Genomic DNA, 19,550 nt, shown 5'->3' on the forward strand with positions numbered 1-19,550 from the left:
GGATTCAGTCCTCAGGCGATCTGCATCGCGCCGGCGTAGCCGGTCATCTCCAGATAGCCATGGCCCAGTAGACGGCCACTGGCATCGCTGAGCCGGGCGGCGCCTTCCCAATACAGCAAACCGGTGGAGCCGCGTGCGTCGATCTCCTGGGCCTCGAACCAGGCCTCGAGCTGCCAGCTGCCGGCCGGCGTCTGCAACTGCCAGTGCACGGGATAGCGGGCACGGCTGCTGGGGCTTTGCCAATGGCGCTGCGGCTGCATCGCGATGCTGGCCCGATCAAAGCGCTGGACCGCACCATCAGGGCGGCGCAGGCAGCCATCGGCCCAGACGCGACTGCCATCGGCGCGGCGCAGCTGGAACAGCGTCAGCGCGCTGCCATCGAACAGATTGATGCCCAGCCAGTCCCAGCCCACTGCGCGCTCAGCGCTGGCGCTGTCGGCGTTGCCAAGCAGCGAATCGCTCCATTCGTGGTCCAGCCAGGAGCGGCCACGCAGGCGCAGGTGGCGTTGGTCCAGCTGCAGCTCGGCCTCGGTGAGCAACTGCGGCATCGAGTAATAGCGGCTGGCCTGCTCGGGCGACGGGCCTTTCTGCGACCAGCCGTCCAGGCCTTGCAGCAGCGGCGCGGCCGGTGTTTGCAGCTGCAAGGCCAGCCGCCCCTGGGGCAGGCTGAACTGGGCCTGCAGCTGGCTGCCTGTCGAGCTGCCCGCTAGATCGCTGCGCCTCAGCTGCCAGTCACCCAGGCGCAGCACGCCATCGGCCTCGCTGCTGCGCGCATGGGCAAAGCCCTGGCGGTGCAGGCGCTGCTGATGCAGCTGGCGGCGGCCGCGCAGATCGCTGAGGGCCACATGGCCGAGCAACAGCTGGCGCGGCGCAAAGGCGCTGTCCAGCGTCTCGGCCCAGGCCTGGCGAATGCGGAAGAAGGTCAGCTGGTAGCCGTAGAGCGGCGCGCTATCCGCCGCAGACCCTTCGCCCAGCAAGCCGGTCAGGTACCACCATTCGATGGCTGTTTCGGGATGGCTGCCGTGGTCGCGCGGAAAGCGCAGGGCGGCACGGCTCAAGGCCGGCGCGGCGGGCGCCAGGCCGGTGCCGGCCGCGGCCAGCAAGGCCTGTAGGCAGAGGCGGCGGGATGGCAATGCGGCCATCACCAATCCTCCTTGACGGCACGCACCGCGTCGGCGCTGGCGGCAGCGCCGGCGGCGAACCAGGCGGTCAGGCCGCTGGCGGCCAGCACACTGGCCAGCAGGGCAGCGAGTGGCCGGGCGGGCAGGCTCATGTCCATGCTCCAGTGAAAACTCTGCGGGTTCAGCACAAAGATCAGCACGGCGCTGATCGCCAAGCCCAGGAGCAGGCCCAGCAGGCTGCCGGCGGCGCTGAACAGCAGCGCCTCGGCAACAACCATGCGGCGCAGCTGCGCGCCGGTCAGGCCCAGATGGCGCAAAAGGCCAAACTCGCGTCGACGGGCCAGCACCTGGGCCGACAGGCTGGCGGCGATGCCGAACAGGCCGACGCCCAGGCTGACCGCCTGCAGCCAGTAGGTCAGCGCAAAGCTGCGGTCAAAGATCGTCAGCGAAAAGCGGCGCAATTCGCCGGCGGCGGCCAGCTCGATGGTGTCGGCACCGTCGCTGCTTGAATCGCCGCTGGTCTCACGCGCCAGCGCCTGCAGTGCCTTGCGCGTGGTGGCCAGTTGCTCGGCCTCGGTCTGGCCCGGCGGCAGCGGCGGCAGCCACAGCGCCAGTTCGCTGATCATGGCGTCACCGCTCCAGCGCTGGTAGTCGCTCAGCGCCATCAGCAGGGCCGGGAACTGCCGCGCATAGTCACGCCACACGCCGCGCACAAAGCCCGTGAGCGGCACGCCACTGGCGCCAAGCGGTGGCAGGCTCAGCCGCTGGCCGGGCTGCAGGCGCAGCGCATCACGCATCGCCTCGGAGACATAGAAGGGCCGCAGGCCCGGCTCGGGTGCTGGCGCCAGCTCGCCCACCAGGGGCAGGCCTTGTTCGGCGTCCAGCGGGCGGGCCAGCAGCTGCACCGTCTCGCCTTGCAGCTGCAGCTGGCGCGTGCGCTGCGGGCTCAGCGTGGCGGCCAGGCCGCTGCTTTGCACCGCCGGCAGCAAGGCAGGCGGCAGCGGCATGCCATCCAGTGTCTGGCTGTGCAGGCTGCTGCGCAGATAGAGATCGGCCGGCAGCATCTGCGCCAGCCACTGCTCCAGCGATGCACGGAAGCTGCTGACCATCACCAGCATCGCCACCGAGAGGCTCAGCGCTACCAGCACGCCGGCCAGCATCCGCGCCGCTTCGCCGGCCTGATCGTGGGCGCGCTCGCGCACCAGCAGCATCAGGGCGCTATGGCTCTGGGCCGGCAGCAGGCGGCGCAGCGCGGCGATCAACGCCGGCACCAGCATGAGGCCGCCCAGCAGCAGGCACAGCATGGCCAGGTAAGGGCCGAGCGGAACGTCGTTCAGGCCGGGCAGGGCTGTCCATCCGGGCGGCAGCAGCGCGAAGAGGCCAGCCAGCGCCAGCAGCAAGGGCGCCAGCCAGCCGGGCAGGCGCTGGGCGCTGTCGCTGCCCAGGCCCTTCAACACCTGGGCCGGCGCCAGCCGGCGCAGCGCCCAGAGCGGCTGCGCAGCAGCAAGCAGGCTGGTGGCCAGGCCGAGCGCGCCGAAGCCGGCGGCCACCACTGGGTCGAGCGCCAGCTTGGGCGCGGCGCCCAGCAGGCCGGCAGCGCCAAAGCCGCTGGCCATGGCGCTGAGCGCGCCTTTTGCCAACAGCAGGGCCAGGCCCAGACCCATCAGGCTGCCGAGCAGCCCCAGCAGCGCGGCCTCGGCCAGCAGCAGGGCGCTGCGCTGCCGGGCATTCATGCCCAGCACGCCCAGCAGGGCCAGCTGCGGCAGCCGCTGTGCGACCGACAGCGAATACACGGCAAAGACCAGAAAGCCACCCACCAGCAGCGCCATCAGCGAGAGCACGCCGAGGTTGACGCGGTAGGCGCGCGTCAAGGCATTGACACCGAGCTTGTCCTCTTCGCCGGGGCTGCTGGCCTTGACGGTGGCGGGCAGCAGCCCGCTGGCCAGCGCTTCGCGGCGCCAGGCCTCGGGGCTGATACCGGGCTGCAGTCGCAGGCTGATCTGGTCCAGCGCGCCCTGGCGCGCGAGCGCGACCTGCAACGCCGCAATGTCCATCAGCGCCAGCGGCGGACCGGCCATGCCGATGCGGCCGGCAACGCGCAGCCTGAGCGATTGTGCGCTGCCGTCGGGGCGCGGCAGGCGCAGCTGGATCGAACCTGATGCTGCCTTTGAGGCTCCGCCGCCCGGGGCCAGCAGTCGCAGTGCCGCCTCGTTCAGATAGATCGCGTCAGCCGCCAGTAGTTCCGCCATCGTTTCCGCCAGCAGGGTGTTGTTGCTGGGCTTGGCCTCCTGCGCTGCATGGGCCAGTGGCTGCGGCAGCAAGGCTGGCTGCATCTGCGCCAGCTGCAACAGATCGAGGCCCAGCACCCGCATCGATGGGGCTTGCTTCAGTTCGCCAGCATCTTCGCCAGCATCTTCGTCGGCCGCTTTGGCTTGCAGCAGCTGCGCCTGGGCACTCAGCTGCGGCATCAAGGCCTGCAGGTCCTCCCGCTCGCTCAAGGCCTGAAACAGGGTTTCGCTGAGCGCACCTTGACCGGCCTGCAGTTCCAGGTCGGCCCGACCGCTGAGTGCGCGGCTGGCCGATTCAAATTCGGCCAGCGCCGAGGCATTGATCAGCTGCACCGCATAGGCCAGGGCAACGCCAAGTGCGATGGCCAGCAGGGCCAGCAGCTGCCGGCCGGCCTGATGGCGCAATGCCGGCCAGGACAGCTGGCGCAGCCAGCGCCACGACGGCAGGCTGCTCGAGCGCATGGCCGGACCGGGCCGCATCTCAGCCGAGGCGGATGCAGCGGTCCGCATGAGCGGCTGCCCGTTCCGAATGCGTGACCAGCAGGCAGGCCACACCCTGCTCGCGCACCTGGGCCAAGAGCAGCTGCAGCACCTGCTCGGCATGGCGGGCGTCGAGATTGCCGGTGGGCTCATCGGCCAGCAGCAGGGCCGGGCGGTGCACCAGCGCGCGGGCAATCGCCACCCGCTGCAGCTGACCGCCGCTCAGCTGGCGCGGCATGCGCTCGCCCAATGCGGCCAGGCCGACCGCGGCCAGCATGGCCTCGACCCGCGCCGGATCGCGGCGGCGCTGCAGCAGCAGCGGCAGGCCGACGTTGTCGCGCACCGTCAGATGGGGCAGCACATGAAAGGCCTGAAAAACGAAACCAAGCTTGTCGCGGCGCAAGGCCGCCAGGCCGGCTTCGTCGAGCAGGGCCAGGTCTTGCCCCTGCAGCAGCACCTGGCCGGCATCGATGTGGTCCAGGCCTGCCAGGCAGTTCAAGAGCGTCGATTTACCGCTGCCCGATTCGCCGATCAGGGCGACCAGCTCGCCCGCCTGCAGGGTCAGGGACAGCTCAGCAAACACCGGCGTGTCGCCATAGCGCTTGGCAATCGCGCGGGCCTCCAGCAGCGGCAGCTCCCTCACGGCATTTTGCTCATGGTGTGGCCGCCAGCAGTTTTTGCAGCAGGGCCAGCAAATGCAGCTCCGGCGCGGGGCCATCGCAGGCAATCACCTGGCGCTGGGGCATCGAGCGCAACCAGGTGATCTGGCGCTTGGCCAGCTGCCGGGTTGCCGCAGCGCCTTGCTCGGCCAGCTGGCTGAAGTCGTTCGCATCGAGCGCCTCCCAGGTCTGGCGGTAGCCGACGCAGCGCATCGAAGGCAGCCCCAGATGCAGATCGCCACGGGCGCGCAGGGCCCGTACCTCGTCGATCAGCCCGGCGGCCAGCATCTGCTCGAAGCGCTGGTTCAGGCGCTGATGCAGCCAGCCGCGGTCCTGCGGCTCCAGCGAGATCAGCGGCCAGTCGACACCGCTGGAGCGCTGCTGCTCGGCAAACAGCTGTGACATCGGTTTGCCGCTGAGCTGGCAGACCTCCAGCGCACGCTGGATGCGCTGTGAATCGTTCGGCGCCAGGCGCGCGGCGGTGACGGGGTCAAGCACGGCCAGCTCGGCATGCAGGGCCGGCCAGCCCAGCTCGGCGGCGCGCGCATCGATGCTGGCGCGCAGCGCCTCATCGGCCTGGGGTAGGTTCGAGAGGCCGTCGAACAAGGCCTTGAAGTACAGCATCGTGCCACCGACCAGCAGCGGCAGCCGGCCGCGCGCCAGGACCTCGGCGGCCAGCGTCTGGGCGCTGCGCGCGAACTCGGCCGCCGAGTAGGACTCGAGCGGATCGATGATGTCGATCAGGTGGTGCGGTACCTGGGCCAGCTCGGCGGCGCTGGGTTTGGCAGTACCGATGTCCATGCCGCGGTAGACCAGCGCCGAGTCGACGCTGATGATCTCCACCGGCAGGTACTCGGCCACGCGCAGGGCGCAGGCGGTCTTGCCGGTGCCGGTGGGCCCGGCCAGGCAGATCGGGCGGAAACGGGGTGGGGCGGCGGTGGGCTCAGTCATTGCCTCGGGACATTGGCGACGGCGGGCGGGGGACAGCGCTCAGAAACGTTCCCACGGCGACAGATAGCGCCACTGCCCGACCGGCAGCTTGCCCAGCACGACCTGGCCGATGCGCACCCGCTTGAGCGCCAGCACCTTCAGCCCGACCAGCTCGCACATGCGGCGGATCTGGCGCTTGCGGCCTTCGCGCAGCACAAAGCGCAGCTGGTCTTCATTGGCCCAGCTGACCTTGGCCGGCTTCAACTGCACGCCGTCGAGTTCCAGGCCATGGTTGAGCCGTTCCAGGGCTTCGGCCGGAAACTGATGCATGGGCGCCGGCTTGGCCTCGCCTTCGGCCGGCGCAGCGGCGAGGTATTCGACCCGCACCAGGTATTCCTTCTCGACGATGGAGTCGTCGCCGATCAGCTGCTTGGCGACGCGGCCGTCCTGCGTCAGCACCAGGAGGCCGGTGGAGTCGATGTCCAGCCGGCCGGCCGGGGCCAGGCCGCGGCCATGGCCATGGTGGTACTTCAGGCCGGACGGATCCTCGCTCCAATGCGTATCGCTCTTGACCAGCACCGAGGCCGGCTCATAGCCATCCTCGGCCTGGCCGGAGACATAGCCAATCGGCTTGTGCAAGAGGATGGTGATTTGCTTGGCCTGTTCCTTGTGCGCGGCCGGGTCGATCTCGATATGGACCTCGGGCCCGACACGCAGGCCCAGTTCGGCCAGCTTGCCATTGACCTTGACCCAGCCGGCGGCGATCCACTCATCGGCCTCGCGGCGCGAGGCCATGCCCAGCTCGCTCATCCGCTTGGACAGACGCTCACCCTCGGCGTTGGGCTCGATGGCGCGGGATTCGCGGCGCGGCCGCGGGGCCTGCGCCTGCTCGCCGGGGCCGGCCGGACGGTCGTAGCGGCGGCGTTCGCTCGGGCCGTGGCCAGCCTGTTCGCCGCGGCCGTCGCGGTAGCCGCCTGGGCCGCTGCGGGGATCGCGGCGCTGATCAGCTTGCGGCGCGTGTTGCTGATCACGGCTGTTGCGCTGATCACGCTGATCACCGCCCCAGGCCTCGCGCGGCCCGCTGCCGCGGCGCTGATCCTGGCGCTGGTCGCGGCCAGGGCCAGTCGGGCGCTCGCGCCGATCGCGTTGATCGCGCGGCTCATAGCCTTGGCGCGGGTCGCTGCTGTTGCCGCGGTTGCCCCGGTCGCCACGCGCTGGTGCTTCACCACGGCGCGGGGCGTGCTCCGGGCCGCGCTCATCGCGACGGAAGCCAGCGCCTTGCGGACGGTCGGCGCGGGGGCGGTCGCCCGTGGCGCGGTCACCATAGGGGCGGCCGTCGCGGCGCTGTTCCTCGTTACGGCCACGTGGGCCGCTGCGCTCATCGTCGCGCCGCGGCGGGCGGCTGCCGCCTTGCTCGTCGCGCTGGCGGGCCTCGAACGCGGCCTGGCGTTCGCGGCGCTCGGCCTGGGCCTGCTCCAGCGTCTGGCGCGGGCGCGAGACGCCCTTGCCGCGCAGCGGCGCCCGGCGCTCGCCGGGTTTGCTGTCCTTGCTGGCGGGGCTGGTGTTCTTTTTCTTCAGTGTGATGGTGGCCATGCTAGGACGGGTAAAGCTGCGGGTTTCTCCCGGTATTGGACCATGCCGGGGCCCGCCAGGGGGAAAAACGATGGAGGCGAGCCGGGTCAGCGGCCGCGCAGGAACAAGGCGTCGAGTTCGCGCAGCGTCAGCTGGCGCCAGGTGGGGCGGCCGTGATTGCACTGGTCGGCGCGTTCGGTGCGCTCCATATCGCGCAGCAAGGCATTCATCTCGTCCAGCGTCAGCTGGCGGTTGGCGCGCACCGCGCCGTGGCAGGCCATGGTGGCCAGGATCTCGTGCTGGGCCCGCTCGATCGCATGGCTGGCATCGAACTGGCCCAACTCGGCCAGCACGCTGCGCGCCAGCTCGATCACATCACCACCGGCCAGCGCCGCCGGGCGGGCGCGCACGGCCAGCATCTTGGCCGACAGCGGCGCCACATCGAGGCCCAGCTTCAACAGGGTCTCGGCCTGGGCCTCGGCGGTGGCAATCTCGGCAGCGGTGGCGGCAAAGGTCACCGGGATCAGCAGCGGCTGTGATTCGATCTGCGCCGCGCCCAGGCTGGCCTTGAGCCGCTCGTAGACCACCCGTTCATGGGCCGCGTGCATATCGACGATCACCAGGCCCTGTGCGTTCTCGGCCAGCACGTAGACGCCTTGGATCTGCGCAATCGCGCGGCCCAGCGGCCAGTCGCCGGCGGGCAGCGCAGCATCAGCCTTGCTCGTTTCGGCGGCGGGTGCCAGCGACCCGGATGCAGCGACGGGGTCAGGTCTTGCCGGCGGCAGGCGGCCGTCGCCATAGAGGGTGGCGGCTTCCTGCAGGCCCAGCGAGGCCTGGGTGTTGCTGCGCCAGCTCGGTGTGCCGGCATACAGCGGTGCGTTGCGTTCGCCGGCCGCCGGTGTGGGCGCGGCGAACCAGGCCGGCGGCTGGCCCGGCGCCGGGCGCTGGCCGGGCAGGGCGGCGGTGAAGGCGGCGACCTCGGCGGGGCTGTTCAAGGCAGCGACTGCGGCTTCGGCCGCGGTCTCCGTGCCGTCCGCAGCCAGCTGGGAGCGCGACAGCGCCAGCGCGTCTTGCACCGCGTAGCGCACCTTCTGGTGGATCTCGCGGCCGTCGCGGAAGCGCACCTCGATCTTGGTTGGGTGCACATTGACGTCGACGCGGTCCGGCGCGATGTCGATGAACAGCACATAGCTGGGCTGGCGGTTGCCGTGCAGCACATCCTCGTAGGCGGCACGGATGCCGTGGGCGATCAGCTTGTCGCGCACATAGCGGCCGTTGACGTAGACGTACTGCATGTCCGAACGGCTGCGCGCCGCCTCGGGCAGGCCGGCGCGGCCGTAGATGCGCAGCAGCGGGCCGGCTTCGGCAAACACCGGCCGGCTCTGGGCCATGAACTCCTCGCCCAGCACATCGGCCAGGCGCTGCTCGCTGCTGGCGGCCCGCCATTGCTCGACCAGCTTGCCCTCGTGCCAGACGGTGAAGCCGACGTCCGGCCGCGCCAGCGCGTGGCGGCGCACGGCTTCCAGGCAATGCGCCAGCTCGGTGGCATCGGTCTTCAGGAATTTGCGCCGGGCCGGGGTGCTGAAGAACAGCTCGCGCACCTCGACGCTGGTGCCGCGCGAGCGCGCTGCCACCTTCAGCTCCCCGCTGCGGGCCTCCAGCCGATGCGCATGGGGCGCGCCCTCGCAGCGGGTGGCGATGGCCATCTCGGCGACCGAGGCGATGGCGGCCAGCGCCTCGCCGCGAAAGCCCATGGTCGAAACCGATTCCAGCTCGTCCAGCGAGCGGATCTTGCTCGTTGCATGGCGCTTCAGCGCCAGCGGCAGTTCCTCGACCGGGATGCCCAGGCCATCGTCCTCGACGACGATGGCGCGCACGCCACCGGCCATCAGCTTGAGCTGGATTTGCGTGGCGCCGGCGTCCAGCGCGTTGTCAACCAGCTCGCGCACGACCGAGGCCGGCCGCTCAACGACTTCGCCGGCGGCGATCTGGCTGATCAGTTCATCGGGGAGTTCGCGGATGCTGCGGCGGGCGGCGGGGCTGGTGGCAGAGGCTGCGGCGAGAGAAGGCAAATCCATGGGCGCATTGTAAGAAGGCGCTGCGCAGCTCTCGGCGCGACGCTGTCTCGCTCAGGGCCGTGTGCTCTCAACGTTCGCGCTGTCCACCCCGTTCAGGAAGGGCCGTAGCGCGGCATTGAAGGCCGCGGGCGCCTCCAACGAGGGCAGGTGGGCGACACCGGGCATGATGCATCGGCGGGCGCCGGGGATGCGGCGCACCATCGCCTCGCAGCGTTGCTGCAGATGTGGCAGGTCCAGATCGCCCCACATCACCAGGCAAGGGGCTTGCACCCGCTCGAGGTGGTCCCAGGCGGCCAGCGCCGGCTCGATGACGGTGCCGCTTGCCGGCTGGCGCAGCATCAAGCCGTCCATGTCAAGGAACAGTTCGCGTGCGGCGCCGCTGACCCGCCCGGTCTCGGCCAGCGGGCCGTCGAGCCAGAGCGCGGCCAAGGCTTGGTTGATCGCATCGACATCACCGCCCGCCTGGGCCCGCTCGATCGCGGCCTGCAGCGCCGCTGTTCGCCCGGCCAGAGCCGGCGCCGGCGCACCGCCGACGGAAGGCGCGATCAAGACCAGCCCAGCGACGCAAGCCGGGCGTTCCAACGCCGCATCCAGGGCGATGCGTCCGCCCTGCGAGCAGCCGACGAAGATGGCGCGCTCGATGCCGGCCGCCGCCAGCACCGCGTACAGATCGTCAACCCAGCGATGCGGGGTGGGGGCGGCAGTTTGCGCCCGGCCGAAGCCGCGACGGTCATAGGCCAGCACCGTGCGCTCGGCAGCAAAGGCGCTCAGCTGCTCCAGCCACATCCGGTGATCGCAGACGCCGGCATGGATGAAGACCAGCGGCGCCAGTGTCGACTCGGCGTGGCGCAACAGCAGATAGGGAAGGCGGGCGGCTTGGGCCTCGGCCCATTGCAGGGGTGAAACAGTCATCGGGGATCCAGCGGCTGGCGAGCCGGGCTGTGTGGTTTGTGCAAGCGTCGCATTCTGCTCGCCACGCGGCCCACCTAACCAAGGGCATGGGCCCAGCTGATTCGGCACCATAATCCGCCGCCATGGAAACCCTTGCCCTCTTGCTGGACTTCATCGTCCATGTCGACCGCTATCTGCAGCAGTTCGTCGCCAACTACGGCACCGGCGTCTATGCGCTGCTGTTTGCCATCATCTTTGTCGAGACCGGCCTGGTCGTGATGCCATTTCTGCCCGGCGATTCGCTGCTCTTCATCGTGGGTGCGATGTGCGGCACCGGCCTGCTCAGCCTGCCGATGGCGCTGACGCTGCTGAGCATCGCCGCGATCGCCGGCAATCAGACCAATTACACGATAGGCCGCTACTTCGGGCCCAAGGTCTTCCAGTGGGAGAACTCGCGCTTCTTCAACAAGAAGGCCTTTGATCAGGCCCATGCGTTCTATGAGCGCTATGGCGGCATCACCATTGTGCTGGCGCGCTTCATGCCGTTTGCGCGCACCTTCGCACCCTTTGTGGCCGGCGTGGCGCAGATGACGCGGCGCAAGTTCACGCTCTACGACGTCAGCGGCGGCCTGCTGTGGGTGTTTGGCGTCACGCTGATGGGCTATTGCTTTGGTAATGTGCCCTGGGTTCAACATAACCTTGAAAAAATCATCTGGGGCATGATTCTTCTGCCCGGGGTGCTGGCGCTGTACGGCGCCTGGAAAGGCCGGCGCAAGACGCCCGCTCAAGCCTGAAATCCTTGGAGACACCATGAAGTACGCCGTGCGGACGCTGTCCGCAGCCCTTGCCATTGCCCTCGGCGGCACGCTGCTGAGCCCGGCTCTGGCCGCCGACTCGACGCTGCTGCTGCGCCAACCGGCCGTCTCGGCCCATCACCTGGTCTTCGTCTATGGCGGCGATCTGTGGATTGCCGATCGCCAGGGCCAGAACGCCCGCCAGCTGACGAGCCATGCCGCCAGCGAGTTTGCGCCGGCCATCTCACCCGATGAACGCTGGATCGCCTTCTCGGCCAATTACGACGGCAATACCGATGTCTATGTGATGCCGATCGAAGGCGGTCAGCCGCGCCGGCTGACCTGGCATCCGGGCGCCGATGTCGTCAACGGCTGGAGCCCTGATGGCAAGCGGGTGCTGTTTGCGTCGCCGCGCGAGGTGGCGAACAACCGCAGCAATCAGCTGTTCGAGGTGGCCTTGGAGGGCGGCTTTGAGCGCAAGGTGATGGAGGCGGTGGCTTTCGAGGGTGCCTGGTCGGCCGATGGCAAGCGCCTGGCCTACCGCCCCTACCGTCAGGCCTACACCGGCGCGAGCGGCTGGCGCCAGCACCGCGGTGGCACGACACCGCCGGTCTGGATCATCGATCCCAAGGCGCAGACGCTGGAGAAGATCCCGCACGAGAACGCGACCGACATGAACCCCCTGTGGGTCGGCGATCAAGTCGTCTTCATCTCCGACCGCAACGATGGCGCGGCCAATCTCTTTGCCTACGACAGCCGCACAAAGCAGCTGCGCCAGCTGACGCATGAAAAGCTCTGGGATGTGAAGAGTGCCTCGGCCACAGGCACTCAGATCGTCTACGAGGTGGGCGGCCGGCTCAAGCAGCTGGACCTGGCCCAGCCCGCGGCCGAGCCGGTGCTGCTCGACATCCGCATTCAGGCGGCGTCCATCCAGGCGCGTGAACAATGGAAGGATGCCAGCCGCACCATCACCTCAGCGGTGCTGTCCAGCAGCGGCAAGCGGGTGCTGGTGAGTGCCCGCGGCGAGGTCTTCAGCGTGCCGGTCAAGGACGGCTCGGTGCGCAATCTGACCGGCACCGCCGGCGCCCGCGAGAAGGATGGGCTGTGGAGCCCCGATGGCCAGCGGGTGGCCTATATCGCCGATGCCGGCATGAAGCATGAGCTGGTGCTGAGCGATCAAGCCGGCGCTGCCGGCAAGGCCAAGACCGAGCGCCATCCGCTCGGCGAGGGCTATTTCACGCTGATGGACTGGTCGCCCGATGGCCGCACACTGGCGCTGCACGACAACCATCTGAACCTGTTCGTCTACCGGCTCGACGGTGGCAAGCTGCAGAAGGTCGATCACAGCCCGCGCCGCGGCGGCAGTTTCGAGACCAGCTTCTCGCCGGACAGCCGCTGGCTGGCCTACACCGTCACCACCGCCAACCACTTCAGCCAGATCCGTCTGCACGATCTGCAGACCGGTCAGCAGCACGCGCTCAGCGATGGCCTGAGCCACGCCAGCAACCCGGTCTTCGCGCCCGGCGGCGACTACCTCTACTTCAGCGCGTCGACCAACTCCGGCCCGACCCATGTCGGCCTCGATATGTCGACCGAGGAGCGGCCGCTGCGCTTCGGTCTCTACGCCGCCGTGCTGAGCAGCGAGGGCCGCTCGCCACTGCTGCCCAAGAGTGGTGATGAAGACCCGGTCAAGAAGGCGGAAGCCAAGCCTGCCGAGAAGACTGCTGACAAAGCCTCTGAGAAGGCTTTTGAAAAAGCGCCTGAAAAGGCGGCCGACAAGTCAGCAGAAAAACCGACCGACAAGGTCAAGCCGGTGCGCATCGATTTCGCCGGCCTGCAGCAGCGCTTTGTCGGCCTGCCGGTGGCCGAGCGTTTCTACGATGGCCTGCAGGTGGCCGCCGATGGCGCGCTGTTCTACCTGGAGCGCCGTCAGCGCGGCATCAGCGTCGAGCCGCCGGAGGCCGAGGCCGGCGAGGGCGCCGAGCTCTGGCGCTTTGACTTCAGCGAACGCAAGGCCAAGTCGCTCCGCGCCGGCGTGAGCGGCTTCAGCCTCAGCGGCGATGGCAAGAAGCTGCTGCTGCAACTGCCCAAGGGCCGGCTCGAAGTGGGCGAGGCCAATGACAAGCTCGACGCCAAGGCGGTCGATCTGGGCGGGCTGAAGGTGCGCATTGATCCGCGCCAGGAATGGCGGCAGATCTTTGACGAGACCTGGTGGATGGAGAAGGAGTACTTCTACGACGCCGGGCTGCATGGCATCGACTGGCAGGCCGTCTACAAGCGCTATCAGGCCCTGCTGCCTCATGTGCAGCGGCGCGAGGATCTGAACGATGTGCTGGTGGAGATGATCGGCGAGCTGCAGGTCGGCCACAACCGCGTGGGCGGCGGCGACGTGCAGCAGGAGGCGCCGGTGACCGTCGGCCTGCTCGGTGCTGACTTCGAGCTCGACCAGGGCCTGCTGCGCATCAAGAAGATCTACCGCGGCGACCGCTGGAACCCCTTCCTCAAGGCACCGCTGGCCGCACCTGGACTGGGCGTGAAGGAGGGCGACTACCTGCTCAGCGTCAACGGCCAGGGCATTGATGGGCGCGGCAATCTGTTCGCGCTGCTCGAGGGCAGCGTTGGCAAGCAACTCACCCTGGGCGTGGCCAGCGATGCCAAGGGCGGCGGGCTGCGCCAGGTGGTCGTCGAGCCGGTGGCCCGCGATGCCGGGCTGCGCCAATGGGACTGGATCGAGCAGAAGCGCGAGCATGTGAACGCCAAGACCGGCGGCAAGGTCGCCTATGTCTATCTGCCCGATACCGGCCAGACCGGCTACCACTACTTCAACCGCCTGTTCTTTGCCCAGAGCGACAAGCCGGCGCTGATCGTCGACGACCGCCGCAACGGCGGTGGCCACGCGGCCAACTACATCATCGAGCTGCTCAACCGTCCCTACCTGTCTGGCTGGTCGGATCGTGACGGCCTGGTCTTCAACACACCGGGCTCGGCCATCCATGGCCCCAAGGTGATGCTGATCGACCAGGATGCCGGTTCCGGCGGCGACTTCCTGCCCTGGGCCTTCAAGCGAACCGGCCTGGGCCCCTTGATCGGCACCCGCACCTGGGGCGGCCTGATCGGCATCGCCAGCAACCCGCCGCTGATCGATGGCGGCGCACTGCTGGTGCCCGATTTCCGCTTCTTCACGCCTGACGGTGAGTGGCGCATCGAGAACGAGGGCACGGCGCCGGATATCGAGGTGGAACTCGATCCGCTGCTGGTCAACAAGGGCGTTGATAGCCAGCTGGAAGCGGCGATTGCCAATGTGATGCAGCAGCTGGCCACGCACAAGTCCAAGGTGCTGACAAGCCCGCCGCCGCGGCCGACGCAGCTGGGCAAGTAAGTCGCTGATCGCGTGTGATGAAGCAGGCAAGACCTGGCCCCGCGCCAGGTCTTTTTCATTGGCTCTTTTGGCGTTATGTCTGGATGCTCTGGAAACAGCCAAAGGCAAGCACAGAGGCACTGAGGCACAGAGAAAAGCGCAGCAAACCGTTGTTCCCTCTGTGAATTCCTCTGCGACTCTGTGGCTCTGTGGTTTGTTTGGCTGATCAACAGCTAACGCGCCAAGAGCCTTTTCATCTCCACCTCAAGTTCAGCTCATCGAGCGGTGCCTTGCCAGCGGCGGGTTCTTGGCGAAGTAGCGCGCGATGCCGGTGGCAATCGCGTCGACCAGCTTGCGCTGGTAGTCCGGGTCGCGCAGCTTGGCCTCTTCGTCCGGGTTGGAGATGAAGGCGGTCTCGACCAGGATGGACGGCACATCGGGCGCCTTCAGCACCGCAAAACCGGCCTGCTCGACGCGGCGCTTGTGCAGATTGCCGACCTGGCCGATCTGGCCCAACACCTCGCTGCCGAGCTTGAGGCTGTCCTTGATCTGCGCCGTGGTGCTCATGTCCAGCATCGCGCGCAGAACCGCTTTGTCCTTGACGCTGACATTGACGCCGCCGATCAGATCGGCCGCATTCTCGCGGTCGGCCATCCAGCGCGCCGCCTGACTGCTGGCCGCGCCGTCGCTGAGCGCAAACACCGAGGCACCGCGAGCCTGCGGCGTGAAGAAGGCGTCGGCATGGATAGACACAAAGAGATCGGCCTGCACCCGGCGCGCCTTGTTCACCCGTTCGTGCAGCGGCACGAAAAAGTCGGCGTCGCGGGTCATCATCACGCGGATATTGGCATTGCTCTGCAAGGCCTCGCGCAGCTTCAGGCCGATGGCCAGCACCACATCCTTCTCGCGCAACCCCGAGGGGCCACTGGCGCCGGGGTCCTCGCCGCCATGGCCGGGATCGATGGCGATGACGATCAGCCGGTCGAGCTTTTGCTGAACGGTGATGGGCGGCACGCCGCTGCCCGGCTTGGGGCTTGGGGCGGGCGTAGATGCCGGCAGGGCGGGCGCGCTGGCCGCCGCCGTCGTGCTGGTCGGCGAACTGGCCGCCGTACTGGATGTTGCCGCGCCAGGCTTTGGCGCTTCAGGTTTTGGCGATTCGGGCTTGCCCGGCTTCTCCAGTCGTCCGATCAGCTCGCCGAGCGCATCCTGCACCGATTGGGCGGCGCCGCTGGCAGTGGCCTCCTTCTCGCGTATCAGCGCCAGCAGCGGATCGGGTTCCTGGGCCGGATGTAGATCAAACACCAGGCGATGGCGGTAGGCGGCCACCGGTGCAATGGTGAAGATCTGTGGCGCCACCGCCTGCTTCAGATCGAGCACGATGCGCACCACCCGCGGCTGGTTCTGGCCGACGCGCACACCGGCGATATAGGGATCGTCGGGCTTGACCTTGCCCAGCAGCTCGCGCAGGCCCAGGCTCAGCTCCAGATCATCGACATCGATGACCAGCCGGTCCGGATTGGCGATCAGGCTGTGGCGGGCAACCAGCGGGCGGTCGGATTCCAGCGTGACGCGCGTGTAGTCGGCCGCCGGCCAGACGCGCACCGCAACGATGCTGGCCGGCGCGCTGGCAGTCACTGCCGGAGCGGCCAGCAGCTGGGGCGCGCGCAACAGCAAGGCCAGTCCGCCCATTTGCTGCAAGGCCTGGCGGCGCGCTTGCTTGATCAAGCTGCATGCTCCTGCAATTCGGCGGGCAGGGCGGCGGCCAGCGCTTGCAGCAAGACCTGACCCCGCGCGGTGGCGGTCTCGACGCGCAGGCGCCGGCTGTCGTCGTCCTGCACCGCGATGTGCAGGGCCAGGTCGGGCTTGGGCAGCATGCCCACGGCCTTCTCGGGCCATTCGCTGAGCTTCAGTCCGGGGCGGGCAAAGACATCGCGAAAGCCGGCGTCTTCCCACTCGCGTGGATCGTCAAAGCGGTAGAAATCGAAATGACTGACCTCGCCGAGTTCGCCATCGAGCGCGTAGCTCTCCAGCACCGCATAGCTGGGGCTCTTGATGCGGCCGCTGACACCCAGCGCACGCAGCAGATGGCGCACCAGGCTGGTCTTGCCGGCACCCAGGCTGCCATGCAGTTCCACGCTGGCGTCCAGGCCGATGCCGGGGCGCGCTTGCTGGCACAGCACCAGGGCCAGGTCTTGCGCAAAGCGTTCGCAGGCGGCCTCATCGGGCCAGCGGAAATGGCGGGTTTCTAGAATGGCCAACAAATGCTTGACGCTCCACGACACGATATGAATCCCGGCGCCCTGATGCAGCAACTGCGCCAGTGGGCCGGCGAGCTTGGATTCTCACAGATTGGCGTGGCCGGCATCGACCTCGCCACTGCCGAAGCCGGCCTCCTGGCCTGGCTGGCCGCTGGCTTTCACGGCGAGATGCACTATATGGCCAGCCATGGCCTGAAACGGGCAAGGCCGGCCGAGTTGGTGCCAGGCACCGTCAGCGTGTTGACGGCCCGGCTGGACTATCTGCCCGCCGACGTGGTGGACGTTCCAACGGGCTGGCAGGCGATCGAATGGCAGGGCTTGGCCGACCCGCAGCGGGCCCAGGTTTCGCTCTATGCGCGGGGGCGCGATTATCACAAGGTGATGCGCCAGCGCCTGCAGAAACTGGCCGACAAACTGGCCGCGGTGGTGGGGCCGCTGGGCCATCGGGTGTTCACCGATTCGGCGCCGGTGCTGGAGGTCGAGCTGGCCAGCCGCTCAGGCCTGGGCTGGCGCGGCAAGCACACGCTGACGCTGCAGCGCGATGCCGGCTCGATGTTTTTTCTGGGCGAGATCTATCTGGATCTGGCGCTGCCGCCCACGCCGGCCAGCAGTGCCCACTGCGGCAGTTGCACCGCCTGCATCAGCGCCTGCCCGACCCAGGCCATCGTTGCGCCCTACCGCGTCGACGCGCGGCGCTGCATTTCCTACCTGACGATCGAGCACGACGGCGCCATTCCCGAAGCGCTGCGCGCGCTGATTGGCAACCGCATCTATGGCTGCGACGACTGCCAGCTGGCCTGCCCCTGGAACAAGTTCGCGCAGCGCAGCCCGCTGGCCGACTTTGACACCCGCTCGGCCTTCAAGGCGCCGACACTGCTGCAACTGTGGTCCTGGGACGAAGCCACGTTTCTGCGCCAGACCGAGGGTTCGGCGATACGCCGCATCGGGCATGCGCGCTGGCGACGCAATCTGGCGGTGGCCATGGGCAATGCGCTGGCTGCTGATTTGGGCGCCGAGGAGGCTGCAGCGCTGCGCGCCGCCTTGGCGAGCGCCTTGCCCGGGGCGTCGACGCTGCTGGCCGAGCATATCGGCTGGGCCTTGCAGCAGTCGCCTGCGCCCTGGTCTGTGTAGGTAGAAGCCGCAGCACCACATTCGGCACAGCGGCCGTGCCATCCGTTAGCATGCCTGCGATGCCCTGTCGAGATGAGGTTTTCATGATCCACACACGTCGTTGCGCCGTGGCCGCCCTGGGCGGCCTGATGTCACTGCTGGCCGCCCCCGGATGGGCTGCGGATGCCTATCCGAGCAAGACCGTCAAGCTGGTCGTGCCGTTTGCGCCGGGGGGTACCACCGATATCGTCGCCCGTGTGGTGGCCGAGCGGATCACGCCCATGCTGGGCCAGACCCTGGTGGTTGAGAACAAGGCTGGCGGCGGCGGGTCGGTCGGCGCCAATGAAACGGCCAAGGCCACGCCGGACGGCTACGCGCTGGGTGTGGCCACCGTGTCGACCACAGCGGCCAATCCGGCCATCAATCCACGCATCCCCTACAACCCGATGAGCGATTTCACGCCCATCATCAATATGGCGGCAACGCCGAATGTGATCGCCGTGCACCCGAGCTTCCCGGCGCGCGATTACAAAGGGTTTGTTGCCGAACTGAAGAAGAACCCCGGCAAGTACAGCTTCGCCACCAGTGGTACCGGCGGCATCGGCCATCTGCAGATGGAGCTGTACAAATCGCTGGCCGGCGTGTTTGTGCTGCACATTCCCTACCGGGGTGGCGGCCCGGCACTGAACGACACCGTGGCCGGTCAGGTGCCGATGATTTTCGACAATCTGCCTTCGGCGCTGCCCTTCATCAAGGACGGGCGTCTGATCCCCATCGTCGTGGCCGCGCCGCAGCGCCTGGCGGTGCTGCCCAGTGTGCCGACCTTCAAGGAAGTCGGCCTGGAGCCGGTCAACCGCATGGCCTACTACGGCATCTACGGGCCCAAGGGCCTGCCCAAGGAGGTGGTGGACAAGGTCAACACGGCGGTCAAGAAGACGCTGGAGCTGCCCGAGGTGAAGAAGCGCATCGAAGACACAGGCTCCATCGTCGTGGCCAACACGCCTGAGCAGTTTGGCGCGCAGATCAAGGCCGAGTACGAGGTCTACAAACGCGTCGTCGAGCAGCAAAAGCTCAAGCTCGATTGAGTGCCGAAGACGGCAAGCGGGCCGCACGGGCGCGCAGCCAGCAGGGCATCGACCAGTTCATCGATGCCCTGTGGCTGGAGGATGGCCTGGCCCGCAACACGCTGGAGGCCTACCGCCGCGACCTGAGCCTGCTGGCCGACTGGCTGGCCGCCAGCCATCAGCTGGAACTGGATGGCTGCGCCGAGATCCATCTGCTGGACTATGCGGCGGCCCGCCACGCTGGCAGCAAGGCCACCAGCGCGAACCGGCGGCTGTCGGTCGTCAAGCGCTACTGCCGCTGGGCGCTGCGCGAGCGCCGCATCACACAAGACCCGACCCTGCGGCTGCAGAACGCGCGCCAGCCCTTGCGCGTGCCCAAAACGCTGTCGGAAGCACAGATCGAAGCCTTGCTGACGGCACCCGACGCCGGCAACCCGCTGGGCCTGCGAGACCGCGCGATGCTCGAGCTGATGTATGGCAGCGGTCTGCGCGTCAGCGAGCTGGTCGGGCTGAAGTCGGTGCATCTGAGCCTGAAGGAGGCGGCCTTGCGGGTCACCGGCAAGGGCAGCAAGGAGCGCTTGCTGCCCTTTGGCGAACAAGCCCATGAATGGCTGATGCGCTATCTGCAAGAAGCCCGCGCCGAGCTGCTGCAGGGCAGGGCCAGCGAAGCGCTGTTCGTCACCCAGCGCGGCGAGGCGATGAGCCGGCAGATGTTCTGGAAGCTGGTCAAGAAGTACGCCGTGCAGGCCGGCATCCTGGCGCCGATCTCACCACACACGCTGCGCCACGCTTTCGCCACGCATCTGCTCAACCATGGTGCCGATCTGCGCGCGGTGCAGCTGCTGCTGGGTCATGCCGATCTGTCGACGACGCAGATCTACACCCATGTGGCGCGTGAACGGCTGAAGACGCTGCATGCGCAGCACCATCCGCGCGGTTGAAAAGAG

14 protein-coding genes are annotated in these 19,550 nt (G+C 68.3%); 5 read left to right on the plus strand and 9 right to left on the minus strand.

The window, feature by feature from the left end:
• Positions 1-11: 11 nt before the first annotated feature.
• From RQP53_RS00085 to RQP53_RS00115, 7 genes are all read right to left on the minus strand, one after another.
• On the minus strand, positions 12-1,142 hold the full coding sequence (locus RQP53_RS00085) for a lipocalin-like domain-containing protein (protein ID WP_315647885.1): 1,131 nt from the start codon (positions 1,140-1,142) through the stop codon (positions 12-14).
• A complete protein-coding gene (locus RQP53_RS00090; RefSeq protein WP_315647886.1) occupies positions 1,142-3,871 on the minus strand; it encodes an FtsX-like permease family protein in 2,730 nt (909 codons plus the stop codon). Before RQP53_RS00090 ends, RQP53_RS00085 begins: the two co-directional genes overlap by 1 nt.
• Positions 3,872-3,890: 19 nt before the next feature.
• A complete protein-coding gene (locus RQP53_RS00095; protein ID WP_434064052.1) occupies positions 3,891-4,523 on the minus strand; it encodes an ABC transporter ATP-binding protein in 633 nt (210 codons plus the stop codon).
• Between the two features lie 19 nt (positions 4,524-4,542).
• Complete coding sequence (miaA, locus tag RQP53_RS00100) at positions 4,543-5,499, minus strand: tRNA (adenosine(37)-N6)-dimethylallyltransferase MiaA (protein ID WP_315647888.1); 957 nt, start codon at positions 5,497-5,499, stop codon at positions 4,543-4,545.
• Between the two features lie 39 nt (positions 5,500-5,538).
• Complete coding sequence (locus RQP53_RS00105) at positions 5,539-7,071, minus strand: pseudouridine synthase (protein WP_315647890.1); 1,533 nt, start codon at positions 7,069-7,071, stop codon at positions 5,539-5,541.
• 86 nt (positions 7,072-7,157) lie between these two features.
• Positions 7,158-9,128 carry a DNA mismatch repair endonuclease MutL gene (mutL, locus tag RQP53_RS00110; protein ID WP_315647891.1) on the minus strand — a complete coding sequence of 657 codons (1,971 nt, stop codon included), beginning with the start codon at positions 9,126-9,128 and terminating at the stop codon, positions 7,158-7,160.
• A 51-nt stretch (positions 9,129-9,179) separates the two neighbouring features.
• Positions 9,180-10,040, minus strand: a complete 861-nt coding sequence (locus RQP53_RS00115; protein ID WP_315647892.1) for an alpha/beta fold hydrolase — start codon at positions 10,038-10,040, stop codon at positions 9,180-9,182.
• Between the two features lie 122 nt (positions 10,041-10,162).
• On the opposite strand from RQP53_RS00115, the gene RQP53_RS00120 reads away from it, so the two are divergent.
• Together RQP53_RS00120 and RQP53_RS00125 are read left to right on the plus strand one after the other, a co-directional pair.
• The gene (locus RQP53_RS00120; RefSeq protein WP_315647893.1) at positions 10,163-10,813 is read left to right on the plus strand and encodes a DedA family protein; all 651 of its coding nucleotides are present in this window, start codon (positions 10,163-10,165) and stop codon (positions 10,811-10,813) included.
• A 16-nt stretch (positions 10,814-10,829) separates the two neighbouring features.
• On the plus strand, positions 10,830-14,192 hold the full coding sequence (locus tag RQP53_RS00125) for a S41 family peptidase (RefSeq protein ID WP_315647894.1): 3,363 nt from the start codon (positions 10,830-10,832) through the stop codon (positions 14,190-14,192).
• 249 nt (positions 14,193-14,441) lie between these two features.
• Here RQP53_RS00125 and RQP53_RS00130 read toward each other — a convergent pair whose 3' ends face one another.
• Together RQP53_RS00130 and tsaE are read right to left on the minus strand one after the other, a co-directional pair.
• Positions 14,442-15,860, minus strand: a complete 1,419-nt coding sequence (locus RQP53_RS00130; RefSeq protein WP_315649165.1) for an N-acetylmuramoyl-L-alanine amidase — start codon at positions 15,858-15,860, stop codon at positions 14,442-14,444.
• Between the two features lie 32 nt (positions 15,861-15,892).
• Positions 15,893-16,429, minus strand: a complete 537-nt coding sequence (gene tsaE / locus RQP53_RS00135; protein WP_315647896.1) for a tRNA (adenosine(37)-N6)-threonylcarbamoyltransferase complex ATPase subunit type 1 TsaE — start codon at positions 16,427-16,429, stop codon at positions 15,893-15,895.
• Positions 16,430-16,456: 27 nt separating this feature from the next.
• Between tsaE and queG the strand changes: the two genes are divergently transcribed.
• The 3 genes from queG to xerD all read left to right on the plus strand — a co-directional run bounded on the left by queG (position 16,457) and on the right by xerD (position 19,544).
• Positions 16,457-17,560 (plus strand): tRNA epoxyqueuosine(34) reductase QueG, encoded by a 1,104-nt coding sequence (queG, locus tag RQP53_RS00140; protein WP_315647897.1) that lies wholly within the window; start codon positions 16,457-16,459, stop codon positions 17,558-17,560.
• A gap of 128 nt (positions 17,561-17,688) precedes the next feature.
• The gene (locus tag RQP53_RS00145) at positions 17,689-18,624 is read left to right on the plus strand and encodes a tripartite tricarboxylate transporter substrate binding protein BugE (protein WP_434064053.1); all 936 of its coding nucleotides are present in this window, start codon (positions 17,689-17,691) and stop codon (positions 18,622-18,624) included.
• Positions 18,621-19,544: a site-specific tyrosine recombinase XerD gene (gene xerD / locus RQP53_RS00150; RefSeq protein ID WP_315647899.1), complete on the plus strand. Its 924-nt coding sequence runs from the start codon at positions 18,621-18,623 to the stop codon at positions 19,542-19,544. Before RQP53_RS00145 ends, xerD begins: the two co-directional genes overlap by 4 nt.
• Positions 19,545-19,550: the final 6 nt, after the last annotated feature.

It is taken from the genome of Roseateles aquae (genome assembly GCF_032337115.1).
GTDB lineage: Bacteria > Pseudomonadota > Gammaproteobacteria > Burkholderiales > Burkholderiaceae_C > Roseateles_C > Roseateles_C aquae.